Origin of the sequence: Dechloromonas sp. CZR5, assembly GCF_008711155.1 — a bacterium.
In the GTDB taxonomy this organism is placed as follows: Bacteria; Pseudomonadota; Gammaproteobacteria; order Burkholderiales; family Rhodocyclaceae; genus Azonexus.
Map to the genome: position 1 here is coordinate 11,722 of NZ_VUYQ01000005.1, position 24,221 is coordinate 35,942.

The window sequence follows — 24,221 nt, forward strand, 5'->3', positions numbered from 1 at the left end:
TTTGAATCTCCTAAACAGGTTGTTGTTTCGTTTTCAGGTGCTGCGACATTGCAGCGCCATGAGCCGAATAACGCGCCCTGTTGGCGTTCGGATGTCAGTGCGAATGTAAGGCTGTGTATCGCTGCGTGACCGAGTTGTTTCCAGCCCTGTTACATGTGCTGAGGCTACTCGCCGGGATTGGCTGGCGTCGCCTGGTTCACGATGCGGTGCGGTGCGACGAGGTAAAATAAACGTTTTCCCAACACGCCGCCGTCATGTCCGGCCGGCTTTTTTGCAGGAAACACGCCATGTTGCAGAAGCTCTCCACCTTCGCCGGCATTCAAGGCCCGGTCGTCACCATCGTGATGGACGGCTACGGCCTGCCCAAGACCGATGTCGGCAGCGCCATCGCCGCCGCCCGGAAGCCGACTCTCGACCGCCTGTTCGCCAACTACCCGAACATCCGCCTGCGCGCGCATGGCACGGCCGTCGGCATGCCATCCGACGACGACATGGGCAACTCGGAAGTCGGCCACAACGCCATCGGTGCTGGCCAAGTCTATGCGCAAGGTGCTGCACTGGTGTCGAACGCCATCGGCAGCGGCGACATCTGGCAAGGCTCGGCCTGGCAGGAAATCGTCGCCGGCGCCAAGGCCGGCCGCAGCGTGATCCATTTCATCGGTCTGTTCTCCGACGGCAACGTGCATAGCCACATCGACCACCTGAAGGCCATGGTCGAGCGGGCCAAGGCGGAGGGTGTCAAGACCGTTCGCATCCATGCCCTGCTCGACGGTCGCGACGTACCGGAAACCAGCGCGCTGGACTACGTGGTGCCCTTCGAGGCCTTCCTCGCCGAGATCAGCAGTGGCGGCTTCGATGCCCGCATCGCCTCCGGCGGCGGCCGCCAGTACATCACCATGGACCGCTACGACGCCAACTGGGCGATGGTCGACAAGGGCTGGAAGACGCACGTGCTGGGGCAGGGCCCGCAGTTCGCCAATGCCACCGAGGCGGTCAACGGCATGCGCGAACGCCATCCGGGCACCATCGACCAAGACCTGCCGGAATTCGTCATTGCCGACAACGGCCAGCCGATCGGCACCGTCGAGGACGGCGATTCGGTCGTTTTCTTCAACTTCCGCGGCGACCGCGCCATCGAAATCACCCGCGCCTTCGTCGAGGCCAGCTTCGACAAGTTCGACCGTGTGCGCTACCCGCAGGTGACCTTTGCCGGCATGCTGCAATACGACGGCGACCTGCAATTGCCGAAGCGCTTCCTGGTCGCCCCGCCGGCGATCAAGGACACCTCCGGCGAATGGTTCAGCAAGCTGGGCATTGCCCAGTACGCCTGCTCGGAAACCCAGAAGTTCGGCCACGTGACGTATTTCTGGAACGGCAACCGCTCCGGCAAGTTCGAGGGCGAAACCTGGGAAGAAGTGCCGAGCGACGTGGTTCCCTTCGAGCAGCGGCCGTGGATGAGGGCCGCCGAGATCGCCGACGCGATGATTGCCGCCATCCAGTCCGGCCGGTACAAAACCCTGCGCTGCAACTTCGCCAACGGTGACATGGTCGGCCATACCGGCAACTTCGAGGCGGCACGCATCGCCGTCGAGGCCGTCGACCTGTCGCTGGCCCGCGTCCTCAAGGCCATCGATGCAGCCGGCGGCGTGGCGCTGATCACTGCCGACCATGGCAACGCCGACGAAATGTTCGAACTGGACAAGAAGACCAAGCAGCCGGCGATGAACAAGGACGGTTCGTTCAAGGCCAAGACGGCACACACGTTGAACCCGGTGCCGCTGATCCTTTACGACAACGTGTCGGGCGGCAAGCTGGGCCTGACGCAGACCGAAACCTGCGGCCTGTCGAACATCGCGGCGACCATCGCCAACCTGCTCGGCTACGAGAAGCACGCGGCTTGGGACGATAGCGTGCTGGCGATCAAGTAAGGCGGTGCTTGACGAGGGCGGCGCGGCCATGAAGGAAGCTTCCGAGCACGACCGGGTGGTGCACGTGGTCCGCCACCCGGTCGCTTTCGGACTGCGGGTGCTCAAGGCTTTCATGGCCAATCAGGGTCTGTTGCTGGCTGGTGCGGTGGCCTATTACGCGCTCCTGTCGCTGGTGCCGCTATTGATCCTGACCGTGTTCGCGCTGTCGCATGTGGTCAGCGAGGCCGATCTCTTCACGGTACTCGGCCGTTATCTCGAATGGCTGGTGCCCAGCCAGTCGCAGGCGGTCTTGGCCGACGTGTCGGCTTTCCTGAACAACGGTCTTGGCGTTGGCGTGCTGTTGATCGGGACCATGATCTTCTTCAGTTCGCTGGCTTTCTCCGGGCTGGAGAAAGCGATGTGCATCATCTTTTCGCATCGCGGCCGGGAAAAACCGCGCCATGCGCTGGTATCGGCCATCCTGCCCTACTGTTTCGTGCTGCTGCTCGGCGTTACCTTGCTGGCGGTCACGCTGGCCTCGGCCATGGTGCAGGCCGTGGCGCGGGAAAGCATTGATCTGTTCGGCCACCGCTGGAGCCTTGGAGGGCTCTCCGGCACCCTGTTCTATGCGCTGGGTGTGCTGATCGAAACGCTGGTCCTGGCCGGTCTTTACCTAGCCATCCCGGTCGGCCGCACGCGCATCAGCCATGCACTGATCGGCGGCTTCAGCGCCGCCATCCTGTGGGAAATCCTGCGCCACCTGCTGGTCTGGTATCTCGCCCATCTATCCAAGGTCAGCATCGTGTACGGCTCGCTGACGACCGCTGTCGTCGCGCTGTTCTCGATGGAGTTGGCGGCCACCCTGCTCTTGCTCGGGGCGCAGGTGATCGCCGAATACGAGCAGTTGCAGAAATCGCCAGCCTGATTCATGACGGTGCCATGCAAACGGCCCGTGACCGGCGGGCCGGTGAAATTCGATAAGGGTTTTTACGGTTGTAAGGCCGAGGCGATCGCGGGAAAATGCTTCTTTGGCTTCGCTGCGGCGTGATCGATATGAAGCAGGCAAGCCGACCAACACATACTGGATGAACCGCCCATGAAAAAGACCTTTTCCCTGCTGCCCCTTGTTTTCGCCCTGGCCCTGAGCGCTTGCGGCAAGAAGGAAGAAGCGCCGGCCGCTGCCGCGCCCGCGCCGGCTCCCGCTGCGGTCGCCAAAATTGTCGTCGGCCTCGACGACAATTTCCCGCCGATGGGCTTCCGCGATGAAAAGGGTGCGCTGGTCGGTTTCGACATCGACCTCGCCCGTGAGGCCGCCAAGCGCCTTGGCGCCGAAGTTGAGTTCAAGCCGATCGACTGGAACGCCAAGGAAGCCGAACTGGGCGGCAAGCGTGTCGACGTGTTGTGGAATGGCCTGACCATTACCGAACCGCGCAAGGAAAAGATTGCCTTCACCGCGCCTTACCTGGAAAACCGCCAGATCGTCATCGTCACCGCCCAGTCCGCCGTCAAGACCAAGGCCGATCTGGCCGGCAAGGTGATCGGTGTGCAGGAAGGCTCCAGCGCTGTCGAGGCCATCGACAAGGACCCGGCCGGCAAGACCGTCAAGCAACTGAAGAAATTCGGCGACAACGTCACCGCCCTGATGGACCTGACCGCCGGCCGCCTCGATGCGCTGGTCGTCGATGAAGTCGTCGGTCGCTACTACACCGCCAAGAAGCCGGGCGAATACGCCATCCTCGACGAACATTTCGGCACCGAGGAATACGGTGTCGGCGTGCGCAAGGGCGATGCCGAACTGCTCGGCAAGATCCAGAAGGCCATGGACGAGATGAAGAAGGACGGCGCGGCCGCCCGTATTTCGAACCAGTGGTTCGGCAAGGATATTGTCAAGTAAGCGTCAAACAAACACGCTCCGCAGGCCCGGCCGGTGATTCCGCCGGGCCCTTCCGGGTAGCCTGCGGGTCGCCCGATTCACTGGCGACAGGCCATGGATTACATCTTGAACATCATGGGTCCCCTGCTGGAGGGGACGGCGGTCACGCTGCAGGTCTTCGGCGCGACGCTGGTGCTGGCCGTTCCGCTCGGGCTGGCGCTGGCGCTGATCCGGCTTTCCCGCTTCCGTGCCGCGAGTACGGCGGTGGCCGGCTACGTCTGGCTGATGCGCGGCACGCCGCTGATGCTGCAGATGCTTTTCATCTACTTCGCGTTGCCCTTCGTGCCGGTGATCGGCATCCGCCTGCCGGACTTCCCGGCCGCCATCGTCGCCTTCGTGCTCAACTACGCTGCCTACTTCGCCGAGATTTTCCGTGCCGGCATCCAGTCGGTCGGGCGCGGCCAGTACGAGGCGGCGCAGGTGCTCGGCATGAGCCGGGCGCAGACCATGCGGCGCATCATCCTGCCGCAGATGGTCAAGCGCATTCTGCCGCCGATGAGCAACGAGACCATCACGCTGGTCAAGGACACCTCGCTGATCTACGTGCTGGCCATGAACGATCTGCTGCGCGCCGCACGCGGCATCGTTCAGCGCGATTTCACGACCATGCCGTTCGTGGTCGCCGGCGCGTTTTATCTGGTCATGACCCTGCTGCTGACTTGGGGTTTCATGCGTCTGGAGAAGAAATATGCCGTCTACGACGACTGAACCGATGATCCGCGCTGCCCACCTGCACAAGCGCTTCGGCGATCACGAAGTCCTGAAGGGCGTTTCGCTGGAAATCGGAAAGGGCGAGGTCGTTGCCGTGATCGGTCCCTCCGGTTCCGGCAAGAGCACCTTCCTGCGCTGCCTGAACCAGCTGGAGCGCATCGACCGCGGTGAAATCGTCATCGAAGGCGAAACCCTGGTGACGACGGATGCGAGCGGCCGCTGCCGCTATGTGCCGGACAAGGAAGCACGCCGCATCTGCGCCAAGATGGGCATGGTTTTCCAGCACTTCAACCTGTTCCCGCACCTGAGCGTGCTCGGCAACCTGATCGAGGCGCCGATGACGGTCAAGGGGCTGTCCCGCGAAGCGAGCGTGCCGGTGGCCGAGGAACTGCTGCGCAAGGTCGGGCTGTTCGCCAAATGTGACGCCTATCCGTCGCAGTTGTCCGGCGGGCAGAAACAGCGCGTGGCCATCGCCCGTGCCCTGGCCATGGCGCCCGACATTATGCTGTTCGACGAACCCACCTCGGCGCTCGACCCGGAACTGACCGGCGAAGTGTTGCGCACCATGCGCCAGCTGGCCGACGAGCACATGACCATGCTCGTCGTCACCCACGAAATGGCCTTCGCCCGCGACGTGTCGACCCGCACGGTGTTCATGGATGGCGGCGACATCGTCGAGGCCGGCGCACCCGGCGATCTGTTCGGTAATCCGCAGCAGCCGCGTACACAGGCTTTCCTGAACCATATGCGCTGATTCTTGAAAACACTTCGAGATTTTCGAAGTGTTTTTTTATGTCGGACAGGCTGTGTCGGACGCTTCCTGTCCGCATAAAATGCGCGGGTTCCCATTCAGGCCATTCCCGCCATGTTCGAATTTCTGCTCTCTCCCGAAATCTGGATCGCTTTCTTCACGCTGACTGCGCTGGAGCTGGTCCTCGGTATCGACAACATCATCTTCATCTCCATCCTGGTCGACAAGCTGCCGAAGGAAAAGCAGGAGATCGCCCGCAAGATCGGCCTGTTCCTGGCGATGTTCATGCGCATTGCCCTGCTGCTCGTGTTGTCGTGGATCGTCGGCCTGACCGAACCGGTGCTGACCCTGTTCGGCTACGGCATTTCCGGGCGGGACATCATCCTCATCCTCGGTGGCCTGTTCCTGATCTGGAAAAGTACCGGCGAGGTGCACCAGCTGCTGGAAGGCGAAGAGGGCAGCGAGTCGGCCAAGGTCGCTTCCAGCTTCGCCGGCGTCATCGCCCAGATCATCGTCATCGACCTCGTTTTCTCGCTCGACTCGATCATTACCGCTGTCGGCATGGTCAGCCAGGTGGGTGTCATGATCGCCGCCGTCATCGCCTCGGTCGGCCTGATGATGGTGTTCGCCAAGTCGATCGGCGACTTCGTGTCCAACCACCCGACGATCAAGATGCTTGCCCTGTCCTTCCTGGTCGTTGTCGGCGTCGTGCTGATCGCCGACGGTTTCGGCCACCACGTACCGAAGGGCTACATCTACTTTGCCATGGCCTTCTCGGTCGGCGTCGAGATGCTCAACATCCGCATGCGCAAGAAGACGGTCAAGCCGGTCGACCTGCGCGAGCCGTATGCGCGGGAGATGGGTGTCGACTGAGGTCGTTCAGACCGGGGAGAGAACTGCCGTCACTCGCCCCGGTTCGATGCGGATGGAGCGCAGCAGCCAGCGCGCCGCCTTTTCCTGCAGTGAGCCGTCTTCGCGCAGGACATAGACCGGCTTGCTGCGGAAGTAGGCGGTCATCAGCTGGGTGATGGCCTGGCGGGCCATGGGTTCGGCTTCGCGCGAGATGCCGACCGATTGCACCGAGTTGGCGACCGGATTTTCCAGATAGAAGGCCTTGGCGTTGTCGTCGTAGCGCAGGCCGGAAGTGCCGAGCACATCGACCGGAACCGGCGGGTTGCCGAGCAGGGAAATCTTGAGGCGCGCTGCGACGCTTGCCTTGCCTTCTGGTTCGCCGAGGTGGATTTTCGGCGCTTCGATCAAGGCGACGACGATCATGCCGTTACCGTAGCTTTTCTGCATGCCACCGCTTTTGTCGACCTGCGCCTGGATGTCGGCCTCGGAGAAGTGGATTTCCTTTTCCAGCAGCCCGGCACTCCAGACGGAGCCAGCGGCCAGCAGCGCTGTCGCGAACAGGGTGAAGCGGAGTTTCATGCCTTCAACGTCGAGGAGGGAGGAGATGCCGCTCAGTCTACCTCAGGGAGCAGGGCGAGTGCCTTTTCGAATTCGAAGTTGCCGATCAGTTGGCCCAGCTTGTTTGCCGTCGCCTGTCCGAGGATATCCTTCAGCGCGGCGTGGTGTTCGCTGACGTAACGCTGGGCGCTCATTTCCCCCGTCGATAGCTGCAAACGGAGTTTTTCCAAGACCCAACGATTGTTTGCCTCCACGGGTCTTTCGCTGCTATCGGACTCGCGGCGTTCGGCATGAAGGAGCGAGTCGAGCTGGGCGGTCAGTGCCTCCTGCGATGACTGCAGATAAGGCAGCAACTGGCGCGCAACCAAAGGCGCATCCGGTTGTTGCAGTTTGAGCGGAAGTTCGATGGCGTTGGCAATCTTGTTGACCTGCGTGGCGCCGATATTCGCCGATGCGCCTTTCAATGCGTGGGCGATGTTGCGCGCATCTTCCTGATTGCCGTTGTCCAGCGCCTCGGCTATCCGATGGGCGTCGTCAGCATGGGTGGCGATGTACAACTCGAGCAGACGTCTGTAAAGCGTCAGTTTTCCGGATACGACGTGAAGGCCGGCCGGAACGTCCAGTTCGTCGATTCGATCCAGAAGCGCGCGGAATTGCCCTTCGTCGGTTAACGCCGCCGCTGGCGGAGCATCGGATGGCATCTTTGCCCGTATCGGGGTGCGAATCCAGTGGCATAGCGTCGCATAGAGCTTCGCGGGATCGATCGGCTTGGCGATATGGTCGTTCATGCCGGCGCCGAGACAGGCATCGCGATCTTCGTTGAAGGCGTTGGCCGTCATGGCCAGTATGGGTGTCGCAGTCCGTTCCGGCAGCAGGCGGATGGCGCGCGTGGCTTCAATGCCGTCCATCATCGGCATCTGGATGTCCATCAGGATCAGGTCGTAGTCGTTGGCGGTTGCCAGCTTGATGGCCTGGCAACCATCCTCGGCGATGTCGACCAGAATACCGACATCCTCGAGCAGTTCCCGCGCGACTTCCTGATTGATCGGATTGTCTTCGGCAAGGAGGATATGGCGCCCACGGAGGAGGCCGGCTGCCGGCGTCTCGTCCTGTTGCTCCGGCTCGAGGCTGGGTGGATGCTCGCCGAGCAGTGCTTCGAGCAGTGCGGCTTCAAGTTCGGACGGCGTTACCGGTTTGTTGATCTGGCAAACGATGCCTGCCTCGCGCAGGCGTTCCATCGGCCATTCGCGGCCGTAGGCAGTGACCAGCACGATGCGCGGCGGTTTACGGGTCATTGTGCGAATGCGCCGACTGGTTTCTATGCCGTCCATGCCCGGCATGGCCCAGTCAGTCAGAACCAGGTTGAAATGATTTCCCTTGGCCAGGGCTGCCTGCATGCATTGCAACCCGGCCTCGCCCGAACTGGCGGTGGTGACGTGCGCATCGTAGGCGGTCAGCATGTGACTGATGGCTTCCAGAGCGTTGGGGTCGTCATCGATGACCAGAATGTTGATCGTTTCCGGCATGCTGTTGCGCCGTGGCCGATCGTCATTTTTGCGTGCGATCCGCAGCGGCAACTCGCACCAGAATGTGCTGCCTTGCCCCTGGACGCTGTCGACGCCGATACGACCGTTCATCAGTTCCGTCAAGCGTTTGCTGATGGCGAGACCAAGGCCGGTGCCGCCGTACTTTCGTGTTGTCGAGGTGTCGGCCTGCTCGAAGGGAAGGAAGAGGTGCCCGAGTTGTTCAGGGGCCAGACCGATGCCGGTGTCGGTGACTTCGAAGCGGACATGCAGGCAGTTGCTTTCCCGCGAGAGCAGGCGCGCACTGAATATGACGCTGCCCCGCTCGGTAAATTTCACCGCATTGCTCGCGAAATTGGCCAGGATCTGACCGATGCGGCTGCGGTCCCCGTAGACGAAATACGGAATCTCGGGGTCGACCCGGTCGATGATTTCGAGCCCCTTGTCCATCGCCTGTGGGCTGACCAGCGCATTGAGTTGCAGGAATAGCTGTTCGAACTCGAAATCGCTTTCGTCGATGATCAGCTTGTCGGCTTCGATCTTCGAGAAATCCAGGATGTCGTTGATGATGCCGAGCAGGTGGTGTGCCGCCATGGCGATCTTGTCCAGGTGCTTGGCATCCTTGGAATTGCCGGCGCCTTTTCGCAGGAGATGAGTCAGGCCGACAATGGCGTTCATCGGCGTACGAATTTCGTGGCTCATGTTGGCGAGAAAGGCGCTCTTCGCGCGACTGGCCGATTCGGCCTCTTCCTTGGCGGTAAGCAATTCCCGGGTTCGTTCGCCGACGATTTCCTCGAGTCGGGTCTGGTGTTCACGCAGGGCTTCGGCCGCCCGGATGCGCTGATCGATCTCCCGCACCAGGGTGTTTTGCGAGGTCTGCAATTCGGTGCGCATGCTGGCGAAATTGTCGACAAGATGCCCAATCTCGTCATTGGTTACCGGCGGCAGGGGGGTCTCGAAGTGGTTCCGTGCCAGATTGCTGGCGGCGACGGCCAACCGATGGGTGGGACGGATGACCGTGAATTCGAGAATCGCCACCATGATGCCGGTCAATGCGGCGAGCATCGCCAGCAGCAGGTGCATCAGGTCCCGGTGGTAGTCGAGGTTGCCGGCAATGAACGGGCTCAGGTCGATCATCACCTCCAGTTTTCCCAGTTCGGTGCCACTGTGGGCAATCGGGCGGGCGAGGAGTCTGTATGCCCCGGACACCGGCTCGGCCGCCGGAGAGGAACCCAGTCGCCGGAGGGGGTAGAGTTGTTGCCCATTCGGGTTGGTCAGCCTGACCTGATGCCATTCGGCATTGCGCCGTTCGAGCGCACGGAGGTTTTCGTAGATATTGGCCAACTGCCCGGAAAGGAGGAGGGGAATCAGGCTCTCGACCACACTGTCGAGGTGCCGTTCGATCAGCCGAAGATGGGTGTCCTCGGCACGGTGGATCGATTCCGGAATCCAGACGAACTGCAGCAGACAGCCGAGAACGATACTGATCAGGACCAGCGGCAGCAGAAATTTTTGTCGGAGTCCCATGATTTAAGGTTCGACCCAATAGTTCGACAGTCCCCAGTCGCGCATCGGTGCGTAATCCTTCATCGAGGCTGGAACGACTGCCTGGATAGGGACTTCGCGCAGCAGCTTGCGCCCTTCCTCGCTGCCGTCCAGCGCCATGATGGCTTGCCTGACGGCCTGTTGAACCTTCAGGGGAACGCGGGGATGGGCGGCGATCGGGTGGGATGGCATTTCCCGGGTGGCGTACAGCACCCGCAGCAGGTCGCGTACAGCCGGTTCCTGCTCCTGCAGGGTCTTTTCGACGCCGCCGCCGGCCGGAATCAGGCCATTGGCGACGTAGAGATAGACTGAGCTGTGGGTTTTCACGTTGACCGGATTGACCCTGACCTTGAAGAGCTGTGCCAGATCCGCCCGAAGCAGGAGGCTTGCCCCCAGGGCGTTGAATGAGGGAATGGCCATTTGCTGGCCATCGAGGTCGGCCGGGGTTTTGAACGAACTGTCCCTGGCGACGACCAGAATTCCGCGCAGCGGTGTCTTGTCACGAACCAGCGGGATGTAACCCTGGCGGGACTCCTCGCGCAGGACATGGTAGGGGTTCGCGTAGACGAAATCGAAACTCCCTTTCGACAGCTCCCGTTCGAACTCGGGCACGGTGAGCGTGGCAACCAGGTTCAACTGAATGCCGGTACGTTTGCTGACGTTCTCGATGATGGGTTTCCAGATCGTGAACAGCTTGCGTTGATCGAACTGCGGAACGACGGCAAAACTATAGGTGTCGGTCGCTTCCGCGGAGAGCACGGAGAGCAGCGTGCCGAATACGACAAGGAATTTTGCCAGATAGCCCGGATGGTTCATGCTGGGCTCCGTCATTGTTGATGATTTTGATGAATATAGTATCCATCATAAACCCTGAAATTACTAAGGGTATTTTTTGCTTCCTGCGCGACCGGTCATTTTTTTGCGGCCCATTGCCGGCGATAGTGAATGGGGGCCATGCCGGTCCACTCGACGAAGGCGCGATAGAAGGCCGAGGTGTCGGCATAGCCGAGATCGGCGGCAACCTTGGCGATGGAGTCCCGCGTCTTGGTCAGGCGGGCCAGCGCCATGTCGCGGCGCAGGGCGTCCTTGATGCCGCGGAAGCTTGATCCTTCTTCCTCCAGCCGGCGATGGACGGTGCGCGGCGACAGGTGCAGGCGGCCGGCGATGTCGTCCAGGCCCAGGGTGTCGGGCAGGGCGGCGCGCAGCAGGTCGCGGACGCGGATGACCATTTCCCGGTCGCGCCGGTAGAGCATGGTGATCTTGCCCGGGGCGCCGTCGAGGAAGGTGGTTAGCGCCGCCTCGTCGCGGCGGATGGGCAGTTCGAGCAGGTTGGCGTTGAAGCTGGCGACCAGCGTGCCCATGCCGCCCGGCACGGTCGGCGCAAAGCGCGAGTCCTCGGTGAAGATCAGGGGGTAGTCGCCGAAGTGGGCTGGCTTGCGGTAGGGAAAGATCACGTTGTCGAGGCCGATGCCGCGTCCGGCCAGCCAGCAGGCAAGGCCGTGCAGCAGGCGGAGCAGCCATTCGAAGGCGAAGATGCGCCCCGGATCTTCCGGCTTGTCGGATAGCCGCCGTGTTTCGGCGATGACCAGTTCGGCATGGCCGTGCGAGCGGCGGACGCTCACCGCCAGGTCGGGCAGCACGATGTGCAGGAAGCGGCTGGCGCGGGCCAGCGCTTCGGCCAGGGTCGGGGCACTCAGGCAGCCGCGACACAGGAATTCGAAACTGCCGACACGCATCGGCTGGGCGAAGAGATTGAAGGCTTCGTCGTCCAGCTGCCGGTTAAGCCGGTTGTAGAGCGCTGCATAGCGATCGATGGGAACTCGGCTGGCCGTGTCTGCAATATCAATATCCAGCGCCGCAAGAAGGGGCGACGGGTCGATCCGGCGGCGGGTCATGCCGGCCAGCATGCCGGTAACAAATCCCATTGCGACAGTGGCTTGCGTTCTGGGGGGCGAGCTTGTGATCGTGCGGTGCACCATTTTTTGGGAGGGCTAGGTGGTGGTCAGCTTACTTTAACACCTTGGCGGAATTTGCACGATTATCGTCATTCGCCACAATGGCCGTACGGTCAAAGCGGCCTACCATGAACGCCTTTCCTACTTATTCGATGAGGCAGGCGTCATGACCGATTTGTCCGTAGCCAAGAAGTTGTCCCCGTACAAGCCCAAGAACAAGGTGCGCTTCGTCACCGCTGCCTCGCTGTTCGACGGACATGACGCATCGATCAACATCATGCGCCGCATCCTGCAATCGACCGGCTCCGAAGTCATCCACCTTGGCCACAACCGCTCGGTGCAGGAAATCGTCAATGCGGCACTGCAGGAAGACGTGCAGGGTATCTGCATCACTTCCTACCAGGGCGGCCACGTCGAATTCTTCAAGTACATGATCGATCTGCTCAAGGCCAACGGCGGCGAGCACATCAAGGTCTTCGGCGGTGGCGGCGGCGTTATCGTGCCGTCGGAAATCAAGGAGTTGCACGCCTATGGCGTGACCCGCATCTACGCCCCGGAAGACGGCGTGCACATGGGTCTGCAGGGCATGATCAACGAAGTCGTGCAGCATGCCGACTACGATGTCGCCGATCAGGGCGTGCCGACCGCCGAACAGGCCTTGGCCGGTCTGCAGGCTGGCGACAAGCGCCTGCTGTCACGCATCATCACGCTGCTTGAGAACGGCGAGGCGCCGGCGCTCAAGGAGCCGTTGCTCAAGGCGGCTGCCGCGCTGGAAACGCCGGTGCTCGGCATTACCGGTACCGGCGGTGCCGGCAAGTCGTCGCTGACCGACGAGCTGGTGCGCCGTTTCCGTCTCGACCAGGGCGACAGCGTCAAGATCGGTATCGTCTCCATCGACCCGTCGCGCAAGCGGACCGGCGGCGCACTGCTGGGTGACCGTATTCGCATGAATGCCATCGAGCATCCGAACATCTTCATGCGTTCGCTGGCCACGCGCGACACCGGCAGCGAAATCTCGACCGCGCTGCCCGAGGTCATTGCCGCCTGCAAGCTGGCCGGCTTCGATCTGGTCGTCGTCGAAACCTCCGGTATCGGCCAGGGCAACGCGGCCATCGTGCCTTTCGTCGATCTGTCGCTGTATGTGATGACGCCGGAGTTCGGTGCCGCATCGCAGCTGGAAAAGATCGACATGCTCGATTTCGCCGACTTCGTTGCCATCAACAAGTTCGACCGCAAGGGCGCCGAGGATGCGCTGCGCGACGTGCGCAAGCAGTACCAGCGCAACCGTGAATTGTTCACCACGCCGACCGACGACATGCCGGTGTTCGGTACGCAGGCGGCCCGCTTCAATGACGACGGCGTAACCGCCCTGTACCAAGCGCTGGTTCCCGCCCTTACCGAGCGGGGGCTCAAGCTTGGTCAAGGCAAGCTGCCCATCGTCACCGTCAAGCAGTCGTCCAGCCAGCGCGCCATCGTGCCGGCCCAGCGCGTCCGCTACCTGGCCGAGATTGCCGACAGCGTGCGCGGCTACCATGCCCACACCGAAGAGCAGGTGAAGATCGCCCGCGAACGCCAGTCGCTGCGCATCGCCAAGCAGATTTTTGCCGGCTGCGACAAGAACGTGGCTGACTTTGACGAAATGCAGGCCTTCAAGGACAGCCAGCAGGACCCGAAGGCCAGGAAGCTGCTCGACATGTGGCCGCAGACCGTAGAAGCCTACAGCGGCGACGAATACGTCGTGAAGATTCGCGACAAGGAAATCCGCACCAAGCTGGTTTCCGAGTCGCTGTCCGGCACCAAGATCAAGAAGGTCATCCTGCCCAAGTTCGGCGATGACGGCGAAACCCTGCGCTTCCTGATGCGCGAGAACGTTCCGGGCTCCTTCCCCTACACTGCCGGCGTCTTCGCCTTCAAGCGCGAGGGTGAAGACCCGACCCGGATGTTCGCCGGCGAAGGCGATGCTTTCCGCACCAACCGCCGCTTCAAGCGCGTCTCCGAAGGCATGCCGGCGCATCGCCTGTCCACCGCCTTCGACTCGGTCACGCTGTATGGTTGCGACCCGGATGAGCGCCCGGACATCTACGGCAAGATCGGCAATTCCGGCGTCTCGATTGCCACGCTGGACGACCTCAAGGTTCTCTACGACGGTTTCGACCTGCTCGCCCCGAGCACCTCGGTATCGATGACCATCAACGGTCCGGCACCGATCATCCTGGCCTGTTTCTTCAACACCGCCATCGACCAGCAGATGGCCAAGTTCGAGAAAGAGAATGGCCGCCAGCCGACCGAAGACGAAGCCGAAAAGATCCGCGAGTGGGTGCTCAAGTCCGTGCGCGGTACCGTGCAGGCCGACATCCTCAAGGAAGACCAGGGCCAGAACACCTGCATTTTCTCGACCGAATTCGCGCTGAAGATGATGGGCGATATCCAGGAATTCTTCGTCCATAACCAGGTGCAGAACTTCTACTCGGTGTCGATCTCCGGTTATCACATCGCCGAAGCCGGAGCCAACCCGATCAGCCAGCTCGCCTTCACGCTGTCCAACGGCTTCACCTATGTCGAAAGCTACCTGGCGCGCGGCATGCACATCGACGACTTCGCCCCGAACCTGTCGTTCTTCTTCTCCAACGGCATGGACCCGGAATACTCGGTGATCGGCCGCGTCGCCCGCCGCATCTGGGCCGTGGCGATGAAGAACAAGTACGGTGCCAACGAGCGCAGCCAGAAGCTGAAGTATCACATCCAGACTTCGGGCCGTTCGCTGCACGCCCAGGAAATGGACTTCAACGACATCCGCACCACGCTGCAGGCGCTGATCGCCATCTACGACAACTGCAACTCGCTGCACACCAACGCCTACGACGAAGCGATCACCACGCCGACGGAGGAATCCGTGCGCCGCGCCATGGCCATCCAGCTGATCATCAACCGCGAATGGGGCGTCGCCAAGAACGAAAACCCGAACCAGGGCGCCTTCGTCATCGACGAACTGACCGATCTGGTCGAGGAAGCCGTGCTCAAGGAATTCGAAGCCATCGCCTCGCGCGGCGGCGTGCTCGGCGCCATGGAAACCGGCTACCAGCGCGGCAAGATCCAGGAAGAGTCGATGTACTACGAGCACAAGAAGCACGACGGCTCGTACCCGATCATCGGCGTCAATACCTTCCTCAATCCGAAGGGCATGGCCCAGCAGGAAATCGAACTGGCCCGCTCGACCGATGACGAAAAGCAGTCGCAGATCAACCGTCTGCGCGCCTTCCACGCCCGCAATGCGGCTACTGCCCCGGCCATGCTCGAGAAGCTGAAACAGACCGTGATCGAGGACGGCAACGTCTTCGCCGTGCTGGTCGATGCGGTCAAGGTCTGCTCGCTGGGCCAGATCAGCTCGGCGCTCTACGAAGTGGGCGGCCAGTACCGGCGCAGTATGTAAAACAGCAGGAAAGACTCCTTAGAGGGAGAACAGCAAACCCGAACCCGTAAGGGAGGAGGAGTCAATAAGACGGCGAGGCTATGTACCTCGCCGTTTTTCTGGCAATCCGGGGGCGGGGCACCGCTGTAAAAGTATCAGCCCGGCGTTAAAATCCGAAAAGTCACACAATTTCCAAGGATATGTTTTGCCAACACTGATCGCGAATGAAAAAAATGTCCCGCGTGCCCATCTGATCGGGACGTTGGTCATCGTTCTGCTGATCACCTTGGGGCTGGGGGCATTTTTCAGCTGGCGACAGCTGACCGAGCGGCGGGCCGCGTTGTCGCGGGTTGAGCAGGCCGCCGGCGAGAAGATCAGGGCCCGCCTGCGGGGCGAGATGGACAGCGCCATCAGCTTTCTGGAATACACCCGTTTGCGCACCGAGGACGTGCTGAAACGAAGCCTGGCGGAGAAGGTCGACAGTGCACTCCAGAGTGTCGAGGCGATCCATGCGCGAGAGTCCGCGCGGCGTCCGGCGGCCGAGGTCAAGCGCCTGATCGTCGAGGCCCTGCGTCCGATACGCTTCTACGATGGTCGCGGCTACTACTTCATCGACGACATGAGCGGTCAGTTCGTCCTGCTGCCGACCGCCCCGCAACTGGAGGGGAAGACGCTGCTCGACAACCGGGACGACACCGGGCACTACATCATGCGCGGCCTGATCGAGGCGGCGCGCAAACCTCGCGGCGAGGGCTTCTCGGCCTATCGCTGGTATTCGCCGGACAATCCGAAACAGATGTCGGAAAAGCTTTCCTACGTCCGTTACTTCGCGCCGTATGACTGGTTGCTGGGCGCCGGCGACTACCTCTACAAGTGGGAGCAGATGCAGCAGCAGGAGGCACTGGCCCGCCTCCGTTCCCTCCGTTTCGGGCGTGAAGGCTATTTTGTCGTCATTGATGGCGATGGAAAGGTACTGCTGTCTCCAGCGAACACCTTGCTCGAAGGGGTCAACGTTCGCGATATTCCCGAGCCGCACCGGACAAGCGTGCTGAAGCTCTTTCAGGCCGGAACGCCGGGGGGGCGCTTCGTCGAATATCCGTTCTGGTACAAGGAGGGCGGCGAAGCCCGCCAGAAAACGGCATTGGTCGAGAAGGTCCGTCCGTGGAACTGGGTCGTCATGGTGACGATCTTCAATGACGAGGTGAGCGAACTGGCGGCCGAAGAGGTACGCCGTCAATCCACGCTCGATGGCTCGCAGGTGCTCAATCTGGTGATTGCGGCCCTGGGGGCGCTGGCACTCGGGGTGGTTGCCTCGCTGGCCTTTTCGCGCTGGTCCAGGCGATTGTTCGCGGCCTATCACAGCCAAAACGAGGCTCAGCAGGAAGCCTTGCGTGCCAGCGAGGACAAGCTGGGGAGTATTCTCGACAGCGTTGAGGCCTTCATCTACATCAAGGGCACGGACTACGCCTACCAATACACGAACGCCCGGGTGTGCGAGTTGTTCGGCGCGCCGCTGGAACAGATTATCGGGAAGGACGACTATGCGTTTTTCGATCGTGCGACCGCGGACAATCTGCGCCGAAACGACTGGCGCGTGATCGAAGGGGGCGAACGCGTGGTCGAGGAGGAGGTGAATACCTCCGAGGATGGAAAGATCACCAAAGCCTTCCTGTCGATCAAGATACCCCTGCGTCGCCCCGATGGCTCGATCTACGCCCTGTGCGGTATTTCAACCGACATCACGCAGCGCAAGTACCAGGAGCTTGAACTCGAGACTTACCGCCACGGTCTGGAGGCGCTGGTCGCCTCGCGTACCGCCGAGCTGGCCGAGGCCAAGGATGCCGCCGAGGCCGCCAGCCGGGCCAAGAGCCTTTTTCTGGCCAACATGAGTCATGAAATTCGCACGCCGATGAATGCGATTCTTGGCATGGCCTACCTGTTGAACAAGGAAACGATCGACGACAAGGCGCGCGAACGCCTGGACAAGATCACGACCGCCGCCAACCACCTGCTCGGCGTCATCAACGACATCCTCGACTTGTCGAAGATCGAGGCAGGGAGTCTTGTTCTGGAGGATCGCCAGTTCTCTCCCCGCGATCTGGTGGACGATATCCTGCTGATGGTCGGAGAACGTGTACGCGAAAAAGGATTGTCGATTCGGACCGTGATTGGCGACGATGTGCCGAAGGTGTTGCGCGGCGACTCCGTTCACTTGGGCCAGGCTTTGCTCAATTTTGTCGGGAACGCGGTCAAATTCTCCGAGCGCGGGGAAATTCGCGTGGCACTGCGTCTCGAGGCCGACGAAGGAAGTCATGTCGTGCTGCGCATGGAGGTGGCGGATCAGGGCATCGGTATCAGGCCAGATCAACAGGCACGCTTGTTCAAGGCGTTCTCGCAGGCCGATGAATCGATCACCCGGAAATACGGCGGCACCGGCCTTGGGCTGGCCATCAATGGTCATCTGGCCCGCCTGATGGGAGGCGACATCGGCGTCCGCAGCGAGGAAGGTGTCGGTAGCTGTTTCTGGATGACGGCCCGGCTGGCCTGTGTCGAGGCAGCCTGCGGTGCTTCCGCCCTGCCTGTCGAGCAAGCCGGTCTCTTGCCGGAACAGGAAATCGCCCGTCGCTATTCAGGTCGCCGCATCCTGCTGGTGGAAGACGACGAGATCAATCAGGAGGTCGCCCGCGAACTGCTGGAGATAGCCGGGCTGGCAGTCTCGGTGGCCGGCAATGGGGCGGAAGCGGTGGAGCGCGTGCGCGACGACGAGCCCTATGCCCTGGTCCTGATGGACATGCAGATGCCGGTCATGGGCGGTATCGAGGCAACACGTCGCATCCGCGAGCTGCCCGGCCGGGAAAACCTGCCCATCCTGGCGATGACTGCCAATGCCTTCGACGAGGACCGCCGCGTCTGTGTCGAGGCGGGGATGAACGACCATATCGGCAAGCCCGTCGAGCCGGATATCCTCTACGCGACCTTGCTCAAGTGGTTGCGTTGAGCGGAGCAGGGCAGGGCGAGGCGGCCTGCCCCGTTAGCCGAAGAAAGGCTCTTTTTCCGTTGGCATTTCTGCCGCAAAATGCATCTTCTGAAGATGGATGACCCGGGATGCCCATGAATATCAACGACGATCTTGCCGCCAACCTGCAACGCAACCGCATCAGCCGCCGTCAGGTACTGTGGCTGCTGGGCGCCAGCGCCCTCTCCGGCTGTGCTTCGTCGCCGGTGGGAGGCGGTTCGATCCTGGTCGGCATGAGCGAGGAAGAGGAAAAGGCCGTCGACCAGAAAGTCGCGCCGCAACAGTTCTCGCAGGATCTCGGCGCGGTTCAGGATGCACAGATCAATCAATACCTGACGGAAATCGGGCGGCGACTGGACGGCAAGTCCCACCGGCCGCAAATGCCTTATTCGTACCGCGTGCTCAACGCCAACTACGTCAATGCCTACACCTTCCCCGGGGGAGCCATGGGCGTGACGCGGGGCATCCTGGTCGATCTCGACAACGAAGCCGAGCTGGCCGGCCTGCTCGGCCATGAGCTGGGGCACGTCAATGCCCGCCACGCCGCACAGCGCCAGGGGCAGGCCATGGTTGCCTCGGTGGCGGCCACCGGCATCAACATCATCGGTTCGGCGGCCGGCTTTGGCGGACTGACCGACATCGGCACCCAGCTCGGGGCCAGCGCGCTGCTTTCCAGCTATTCGCGCGACAACGAGCGCGAGGCTGATGCCTTGGGCCAGGAGTACATGGTGCGTGCCGGTTATCCGGCGAACGGCATGGTCGGGTTGCAGCAACTGTTGGTCAATCAGGAGAAGGAGTCGCCGGGCATGCTGCAGACCATGTTCTCGACGCATCCGATGAGCAGCGAGCGCCGCGATACGGCGCGGCAGATGGCCGAAGGCAAGTACGCCGCCAGCAACCAGCGCGATAGCGGCCGCGAACGCTTCATGGACAGTACGGCCTCGTTGCGCCGTATCAAGCCGACCATCGAGGCTTGTCAGAAAGGTGAGATCGCCCTGTCACGCAAGGATTTCGGCAAGGCCGAAGGCAGTTTTCGCAGCGCCCTGGCGGCGACGCCGCGCGATTATGCAGCGAATGTCCTGATGGCCAAATGTCTGTCCGCGCAGGACAAGGACGCACAGGCCCTGGAGTACGCGCAGGCGGCAACCAAAATTTATCCGCAGGAGGCGCAGGCCCAGAAAATGGTCGGCGTTCTGGCGCTTGCCCAGAAGGATCCGGCCAAGGCGTACGAGCATCTCGACCGTTACGACCGCCTGATTCCGGGCGATGCCGGCGTGACCTTCCTCAAGGGCGTCTCGCTGGAAGGGATGGGGCGCAAGCAAGATGCGGCGAACCAGTATGCGGCGTATTTGCGGCGCACCCAACGAGGCAAGGCGGCCGAATACGCCTACAGCCGTTTGCAGGGCTGGGGTTACGTCAAATGAGGCAACGGCCCGGGTAGTCCCGAGGCCGTTCCGGATCGCTTCGCCCGCCTGCCGAGCGGCAAGCTAGTCGCCGAAGCGGCGCAAGCCGTCGAGATCGACGATGTGGATACCGCCGTACTCGCTGCGCACCAGCCCGGCATCCTCGAGTACCTTGAGTGCCTGGTTGGCGCGCTGGCGGGAAACGCCGGCCAGATAGCCGAGCTCTTCCTGCGAAATCTGCAGCAGGCGATTGGTTCCCGGGTAGAGGACGGGATTGAACAGTGCCGCCAGCCCGCGCGCGATGCGGGCGTCGGTGTCCAGCATGCGTTCGTTTTCCATCATGCCGATGAACTGGCCCAGGCGTTCGTTGAGTTGCGCGATCAGGTAGCGGTTGAAGGGGATGCTGTGATCCATCAGCCACAGGAAGGTTGCCCGGTTCATGAAGGCGACGCGCGTCTCGCGCAGGGCCATGACGTCGTAGCGGCGGGTTTCCTTTTTGAGCAGGGAGCCTTCGCCAAACCAGCCGCCCGAACTGATGCCGGTCAGCGACGTGGTCTTGCCGGTGGTCCAGTGGCTGGCCATCTTGCCCAGGCCGTCGATGATGCCCATCCAGTATTCGACAGGCTCGCCCTTCATGCAGATGAAGGCGCCAGGGGCAAAAGTGCGTTCCGTGGTTCCGGAGAGCGCCTTGTCCAGCTCCGGCTCGGTCAGCGACTGCCCCCACAGGGAGCTTCGCAGCAGTTCCTCAGCGTTATTCAAAATATTTTCCGGATTGTCTGCCGAGCGACAATTATACGTCCGCAATGTGCATACACTGCGGGACAAGCTCAGTGATTGTGGCTGAGGGTTGCAAGGTTTGCGTAAGCCAGCAATCCTCACAATGAATCAAACGAACGTTAGACCGCGAACGATGAGTCGCGGCGGAGGAGACGAGAAATGCCCACGCAGGTGAATTTCGATTCGCTGGACGGTTTGCACACCTTCCCGCGGCTGCTGTTTCATCACGCCAAGGTCCGGCCCAATGCGCCGGCCATGCGCGAGAAATATCTCGGCATCTGGCAGACCTGGACCTGGTCCGATGTCGCGGAGCGCGTTCGGGCCTTGGCCTGCGGCCTGGCTTCGCTGGGCTTCAAACGCGGCGACAACCTGGCCATCGTCGGCGACAACCGCCCGCATCTCTACATGATGATGAGCGCGGCCCAGTGCCTGGGTGGCGTGCCGGTGCCGCTTTACCAGGATGCGGTGGCGGCCGAGATGCTGTTCGTGTTGCAGGATGCCGGCGTCCGCTTCGCCATCGTCGAGGATCAGGAGCAGGTCGACAAGCTGCTGGAGATCAAGGACCAGCTGCCGTCGCTCGAACACATCGTGTACGACGACCCGCGCGGCATGCGCCACTACAACCAGCCTTTCCTGCACGACGTGCATGAACTGATGGAGATGGGGCGCATTCACGACCGCAATCATTCCGACTTCCTGAACGCCGAGGTCGAAAAAGGTCACTATGACGATGTTTCGGTGATGCTCTACACCTCCGGCACGACCGGCAAGCCGAAGGGGGTCTGCCAGACGCATGCCGCCTTCATCGCTGCGGCCCAGGGCGGTGCACAGGTCGACAAGCTGGGCGCCGACGGGGATATCCTCTCCTACCTGCCGATGGCCTGGGTGGGCGACCATCTGTTCTCGTTCGCGCAATCGCTGGTCTGCGGCTTCACCATCAACTGCCCGGAGTCCGGCGAGACGGTGATGACCGACCTGCGCGAAATCGGGCCGACCTACTATTTCGCCCCGCCGCGCGTCTTCGAGAGCCTGCTGACCTCGGTGCAGATCCGCATGGAAGACGCCGGGCAGCTCAAGCAGCGGCTGTTCCATCATTTCATGGCAGTCGCCAAGCGCTGCGGCGGCGACATCCTAGACGGCAAGCCGGTTTCTTCCGGCGATCGCCTGCAGTACTGGCTGGGCAACCTGCTGATCTACGGCCCGCTGCGCAACGTGCTCGGCATGAGCCGGATCAAGGTCGCCTACACCGCCGGCGCCGCCATCGGCCCCGAACTGTTCAGCTTTTATCGCTCGATCGGCATCAACCTCAAGCAGCTCTACGGGCAGACCGAGACCTGTGCTTACGTCTGCCTGCAGCCGGACGGCCAGGTCAAGGCCGATACGGTCGGTGCGCCGGCGCCCGGCGTCGAGATCCGGATCGCCGACAACGGCGAAGTGCTGGTCAAGGGCGCGATGCTGCTCAAGGAATACTACAAGCGGCCGGATGCGACCGCCGAGTCGATCAATGCCGACGGCTATTTCCTGACCGGCGATGCCGGCTTCCTCGACGAGGACGGCCACCTGAAGATCATCGACCGTGCCAAGGATGTCGGCAAGCTGTCGAATGGCGCGATGTTTGCCCCGAACTACATCGAGAACAAGCTGAAGTTCTTCCAGTTCGTGAAGGAATCGGTCTGCTTCGGCCACGACCGCGACATGGTCTGCGCCTTCATCAACATCGACGTCGGCGCCGTCGGCAACTGGGCCGAACGTCGCAATATCGCCTACTCGGGCTACACCGACCTCGCCGGCAAGCCGCAGGTGCTGGAGATGATCAAGTCGTGCATCGAGGAAGTGAACGCTTCGCTCGCCCACGACGCCATGGTCGCCGATTCGCAGGTGCATCGCTTCCTCGTCCTGCACAAGGAACTGGACCCCGACGATGACGAGCTGACCCGCACCCGCAAGGTGCGCCGCAATTTCATCGCGGAAAAATACAAGGTACTGATCGATGCCCTCTACGGAGACAAGGGCAACCAGTACATCGAAACCGAGGTCAAGTTCGAAGACGGGCGTCGCGGTAAGGTATCCGCCGACCTCAGGATCATCGATGTCAAGACCTTCCCGATCGCCAAAAAAGCGGCCTGAAGGGAGAGAGAACCATGAGTAGAAAAATCGGCGACGTCATCCTCGACCTGCAGAACATTTCGCTGCGCTTCGGTGGCGTCAAGGCACTGACCGACATTTCCTTCGATATCCGCGAGCACGAAGTGCGCGCCATCATTGGCCCCAACGGTGCCGGCAAGAGCTCGATGCTCAACGTCATCAACGGCGTCTACCACCCGCAGGAAGGCAAGATCTTCTACCGCGGTGCCGAGCGCAAGAAAATGGAGCCGCACATGGCGGCCAGCACCGGCATCGCGCGGACTTTCCAGAATATCGCGCTGTTCAAGGGCATGAGCGTGCTCGACAACATCATGACCGGCCGCACGCTGAAGATGAAGAGCAACATGCTGCTCCAGGCCATGTGGTTCGGCCCGGCGCAGAAGGAAGAGCTGGCGCACCGGCGCAAGGTCGAGGAAATCATCGACTTCCTCGAAATCCAGCACATCCGCAAGACGCCCGTGGGTCGTCTGCCCTACGGCTTGCAGAAGCGCGTCGACCTTGGTCGCGCCCTGGCCATGGAGCCGCAGATCCTGTTGCTCGACGAGCCGATGGCCGGCATGAACGTCGAGGAAAAGCAGGACATGTGTCGCTTCATCCTCGACGTGAACGACCAGTTCGGCACCACCATCGTGCTCATCGAACACGACATGGGGGTGGTCATGGATATTTCCGATCGCGTGGTCGTTCTCGACTACGGCAAGAAGATCGGCGACGGCCTGCCGGATGAAGTGCGTTCCAGCCCCGAGGTCATCAAGGCCTATCTGGGCGCCGGTCACTAAGCGGAGAGCGACATGGGATTTTTTATCGAAACACTGATTGGCGGCCTGATGGCCGGCATGCTGTACTCGCTGGTGGCGCTCGGCTTTGTACTGATTTTCAAGTCTTCCGGCGTCTTCAACTTTGCGCAGGGGGCGATGGTGCTGTTTGCCGCGCTGGCCATGGCACGCTTTTCCGAGTGGGCCAATGCGGCCCTCGGCGGCAACAGTCTTTTCCTCGCCAACCTGATCGCCTTTGTCGGCGCCGGCGCAACGATGTGGCTGGTCGCCTGGGTGGTCGAGCGCTTCGTGCTGCGCAAGCTGGTGAACCAGGAGGGGGCCACCCTGCTGATGGTAACGCTCGGCATCACCTACGTCCTCGAAGGCGTCGGCCAGACCATTTTCGGCAGCGAAATCTACAACATCGACGTCGGCATGCCGAAAGAGCCGGTAATGATGTTCGAGAATCTGTTCGAAGGCGGCATCCTGATCAACAAGGAGGACTTCATCGCCGCCCTCATTGCCGCCCTGCTCGTCGGCCTGCTCACGCTGTTCTTCCAGAAGACGCCGGTCGGCCGCGCCCTGCGCGCGGTGGCGGACGATCACCAGGCGGCCCTGTCGATCGGCATTCCGCTCAATCGCATCTGGGTCATTGTCTGGCTGGTTGCCGGTGTCGTCGCCCTGGTCGCCGGCATCATCTGGGGTTCCAAGCTGGGCGTGCAGTTCTCGCTGGCGACGGTTGCCCTGCGCGCCTTGCCGGTGGTGATCCTGGGCGGTCTGACCTCGGTGCCGGGGGCCATCGTCGGCGGCCTGATCATCGGTGTCGGCGAAAAGCTCTCCGAGGTCTATATCGGACCGATGGTCGGCGGCGGTATCGAAATCTGGTTCGCCTATGTCCTCGCCCTGGTTGTTCTGCTGTTCCGGCCGCAAGGCTTGTTCGGCGAGAAAATCATCAACCGCGTCTGACCGTCAGGGAGAAAA

At 61.8% G+C, this 24,221-nt stretch carries 17 protein-coding genes; 12 read left to right on the forward strand and 5 right to left on the reverse strand.

The features are described 5' to 3' along the window. Positions 1-287 precede the first annotated feature (287 nt). From gpmI to F1002_RS13790, 6 genes are all read left to right on the forward strand, one after another. Positions 288-1,928, forward strand: a complete 1,641-nt coding sequence (gene gpmI / locus F1002_RS13765) for a 2,3-bisphosphoglycerate-independent phosphoglycerate mutase (RefSeq protein ID WP_150429633.1) — start codon at positions 288-290, stop codon at positions 1,926-1,928. 28 nt (positions 1,929-1,956) lie between these two features. Continuing rightward, the gene (locus F1002_RS13770; protein WP_150429634.1) at positions 1,957-2,832 is read left to right on the forward strand and encodes a YihY/virulence factor BrkB family protein; all 876 of its coding nucleotides are present in this window, start codon (positions 1,957-1,959) and stop codon (positions 2,830-2,832) included. 171 nt (positions 2,833-3,003) lie between these two features. After that, positions 3,004-3,801 carry an amino acid ABC transporter substrate-binding protein gene (locus tag F1002_RS13775; RefSeq protein WP_150429635.1) on the forward strand — a complete coding sequence of 266 codons (798 nt, stop codon included), beginning with the start codon at positions 3,004-3,006 and terminating at the stop codon, positions 3,799-3,801. A 93-nt stretch (positions 3,802-3,894) separates the two neighbouring features. Then, positions 3,895-4,548 carry an amino acid ABC transporter permease gene (locus F1002_RS13780; RefSeq protein WP_150429636.1) on the forward strand — a complete coding sequence of 218 codons (654 nt, stop codon included), beginning with the start codon at positions 3,895-3,897 and terminating at the stop codon, positions 4,546-4,548. A 4-nt stretch (positions 4,549-4,552) separates the two neighbouring features. Beyond that, on the forward strand, positions 4,553-5,305 hold the full coding sequence (locus tag F1002_RS13785; protein WP_150429909.1) for an amino acid ABC transporter ATP-binding protein: 753 nt from the start codon (positions 4,553-4,555) through the stop codon (positions 5,303-5,305). 111 nt (positions 5,306-5,416) lie between these two features. Beyond that, positions 5,417-6,175 carry a TerC family protein gene (locus F1002_RS13790; protein ID WP_150429637.1) on the forward strand — a complete coding sequence of 253 codons (759 nt, stop codon included), beginning with the start codon at positions 5,417-5,419 and terminating at the stop codon, positions 6,173-6,175. A gap of 6 nt (positions 6,176-6,181) precedes the next feature. On the opposite strand, the gene F1002_RS13795 is transcribed toward F1002_RS13790, so the two are convergent. From F1002_RS13795 to F1002_RS13810, 4 genes are all read right to left on the reverse strand, one after another. Further along, complete coding sequence (locus F1002_RS13795) at positions 6,182-6,733, reverse strand: DUF1439 domain-containing protein (protein ID WP_150429638.1); 552 nt, start codon at positions 6,731-6,733, stop codon at positions 6,182-6,184. Between the two features lie 32 nt (positions 6,734-6,765). Continuing rightward, positions 6,766-9,762 (reverse strand): hybrid sensor histidine kinase/response regulator, encoded by a 2,997-nt coding sequence (locus F1002_RS13800; RefSeq protein ID WP_150429639.1) that lies wholly within the window; start codon positions 9,760-9,762, stop codon positions 6,766-6,768. Positions 9,763-9,765: 3 nt separating this feature from the next. Further along, positions 9,766-10,596: a phosphate/phosphite/phosphonate ABC transporter substrate-binding protein gene (locus F1002_RS13805; protein ID WP_150429640.1), complete on the reverse strand. Its 831-nt coding sequence runs from the start codon at positions 10,594-10,596 to the stop codon at positions 9,766-9,768. 95 nt (positions 10,597-10,691) lie between these two features. Next, positions 10,692-11,705, reverse strand: a complete 1,014-nt coding sequence (locus tag F1002_RS13810; RefSeq protein WP_223879610.1) for an AraC family transcriptional regulator — start codon at positions 11,703-11,705, stop codon at positions 10,692-10,694. Positions 11,706-11,901: 196 nt separating this feature from the next. Here F1002_RS13810 and icmF point away from each other — a divergent pair, with 196 nt between their 5' ends. The 3 genes from icmF (at position 11,902) to F1002_RS13825 (ending at position 19,584) form a co-directional block, all read left to right on the forward strand. Then, the gene (gene icmF / locus F1002_RS13815; RefSeq protein WP_150429642.1) at positions 11,902-15,165 is read left to right on the forward strand and encodes a fused isobutyryl-CoA mutase/GTPase IcmF; all 3,264 of its coding nucleotides are present in this window, start codon (positions 11,902-11,904) and stop codon (positions 15,163-15,165) included. 184 nt (positions 15,166-15,349) lie between these two features. Then, the gene (locus tag F1002_RS13820; protein WP_150429643.1) at positions 15,350-18,142 is read left to right on the forward strand and encodes a cache domain-containing protein; all 2,793 of its coding nucleotides are present in this window, start codon (positions 15,350-15,352) and stop codon (positions 18,140-18,142) included. A gap of 113 nt (positions 18,143-18,255) precedes the next feature. Continuing rightward, positions 18,256-19,584, forward strand: coding sequence for a M48 family metalloprotease (locus F1002_RS13825; RefSeq protein ID WP_150429644.1), 1,329 nt, complete (start codon positions 18,256-18,258; stop codon positions 19,582-19,584). Between the two features lie 63 nt (positions 19,585-19,647). Here the strand turns inward: F1002_RS13825 and F1002_RS13830 are convergent, their stop codons facing one another. Beyond that, entirely contained in the window at positions 19,648-20,322 is a 675-nt protein-coding gene (locus F1002_RS13830) for a Crp/Fnr family transcriptional regulator (RefSeq protein ID WP_150429645.1), read from the reverse strand. 177 nt (positions 20,323-20,499) lie between these two features. Between F1002_RS13830 and F1002_RS13835 the strand changes: the two genes are divergently transcribed. Genes F1002_RS13835 through F1002_RS13845 form a run of 3 tightly spaced genes read left to right on the forward strand, consistent with a single transcriptional unit; the run spans position 20,500 to position 24,206 of the window. After that, a complete protein-coding gene (locus F1002_RS13835; RefSeq protein WP_150429646.1) occupies positions 20,500-22,467 on the forward strand; it encodes a long-chain fatty acid--CoA ligase in 1,968 nt (655 codons plus the stop codon). A 14-nt stretch (positions 22,468-22,481) separates the two neighbouring features. Beyond that, positions 22,482-23,264 (forward strand): ABC transporter ATP-binding protein, encoded by a 783-nt coding sequence (locus F1002_RS13840; RefSeq protein ID WP_150429647.1) that lies wholly within the window; start codon positions 22,482-22,484, stop codon positions 23,262-23,264. A gap of 12 nt (positions 23,265-23,276) precedes the next feature. Then, the gene (locus tag F1002_RS13845) at positions 23,277-24,206 is read left to right on the forward strand and encodes a branched-chain amino acid ABC transporter permease (protein WP_150429648.1); all 930 of its coding nucleotides are present in this window, start codon (positions 23,277-23,279) and stop codon (positions 24,204-24,206) included. Positions 24,207-24,221: the final 15 nt, after the last annotated feature.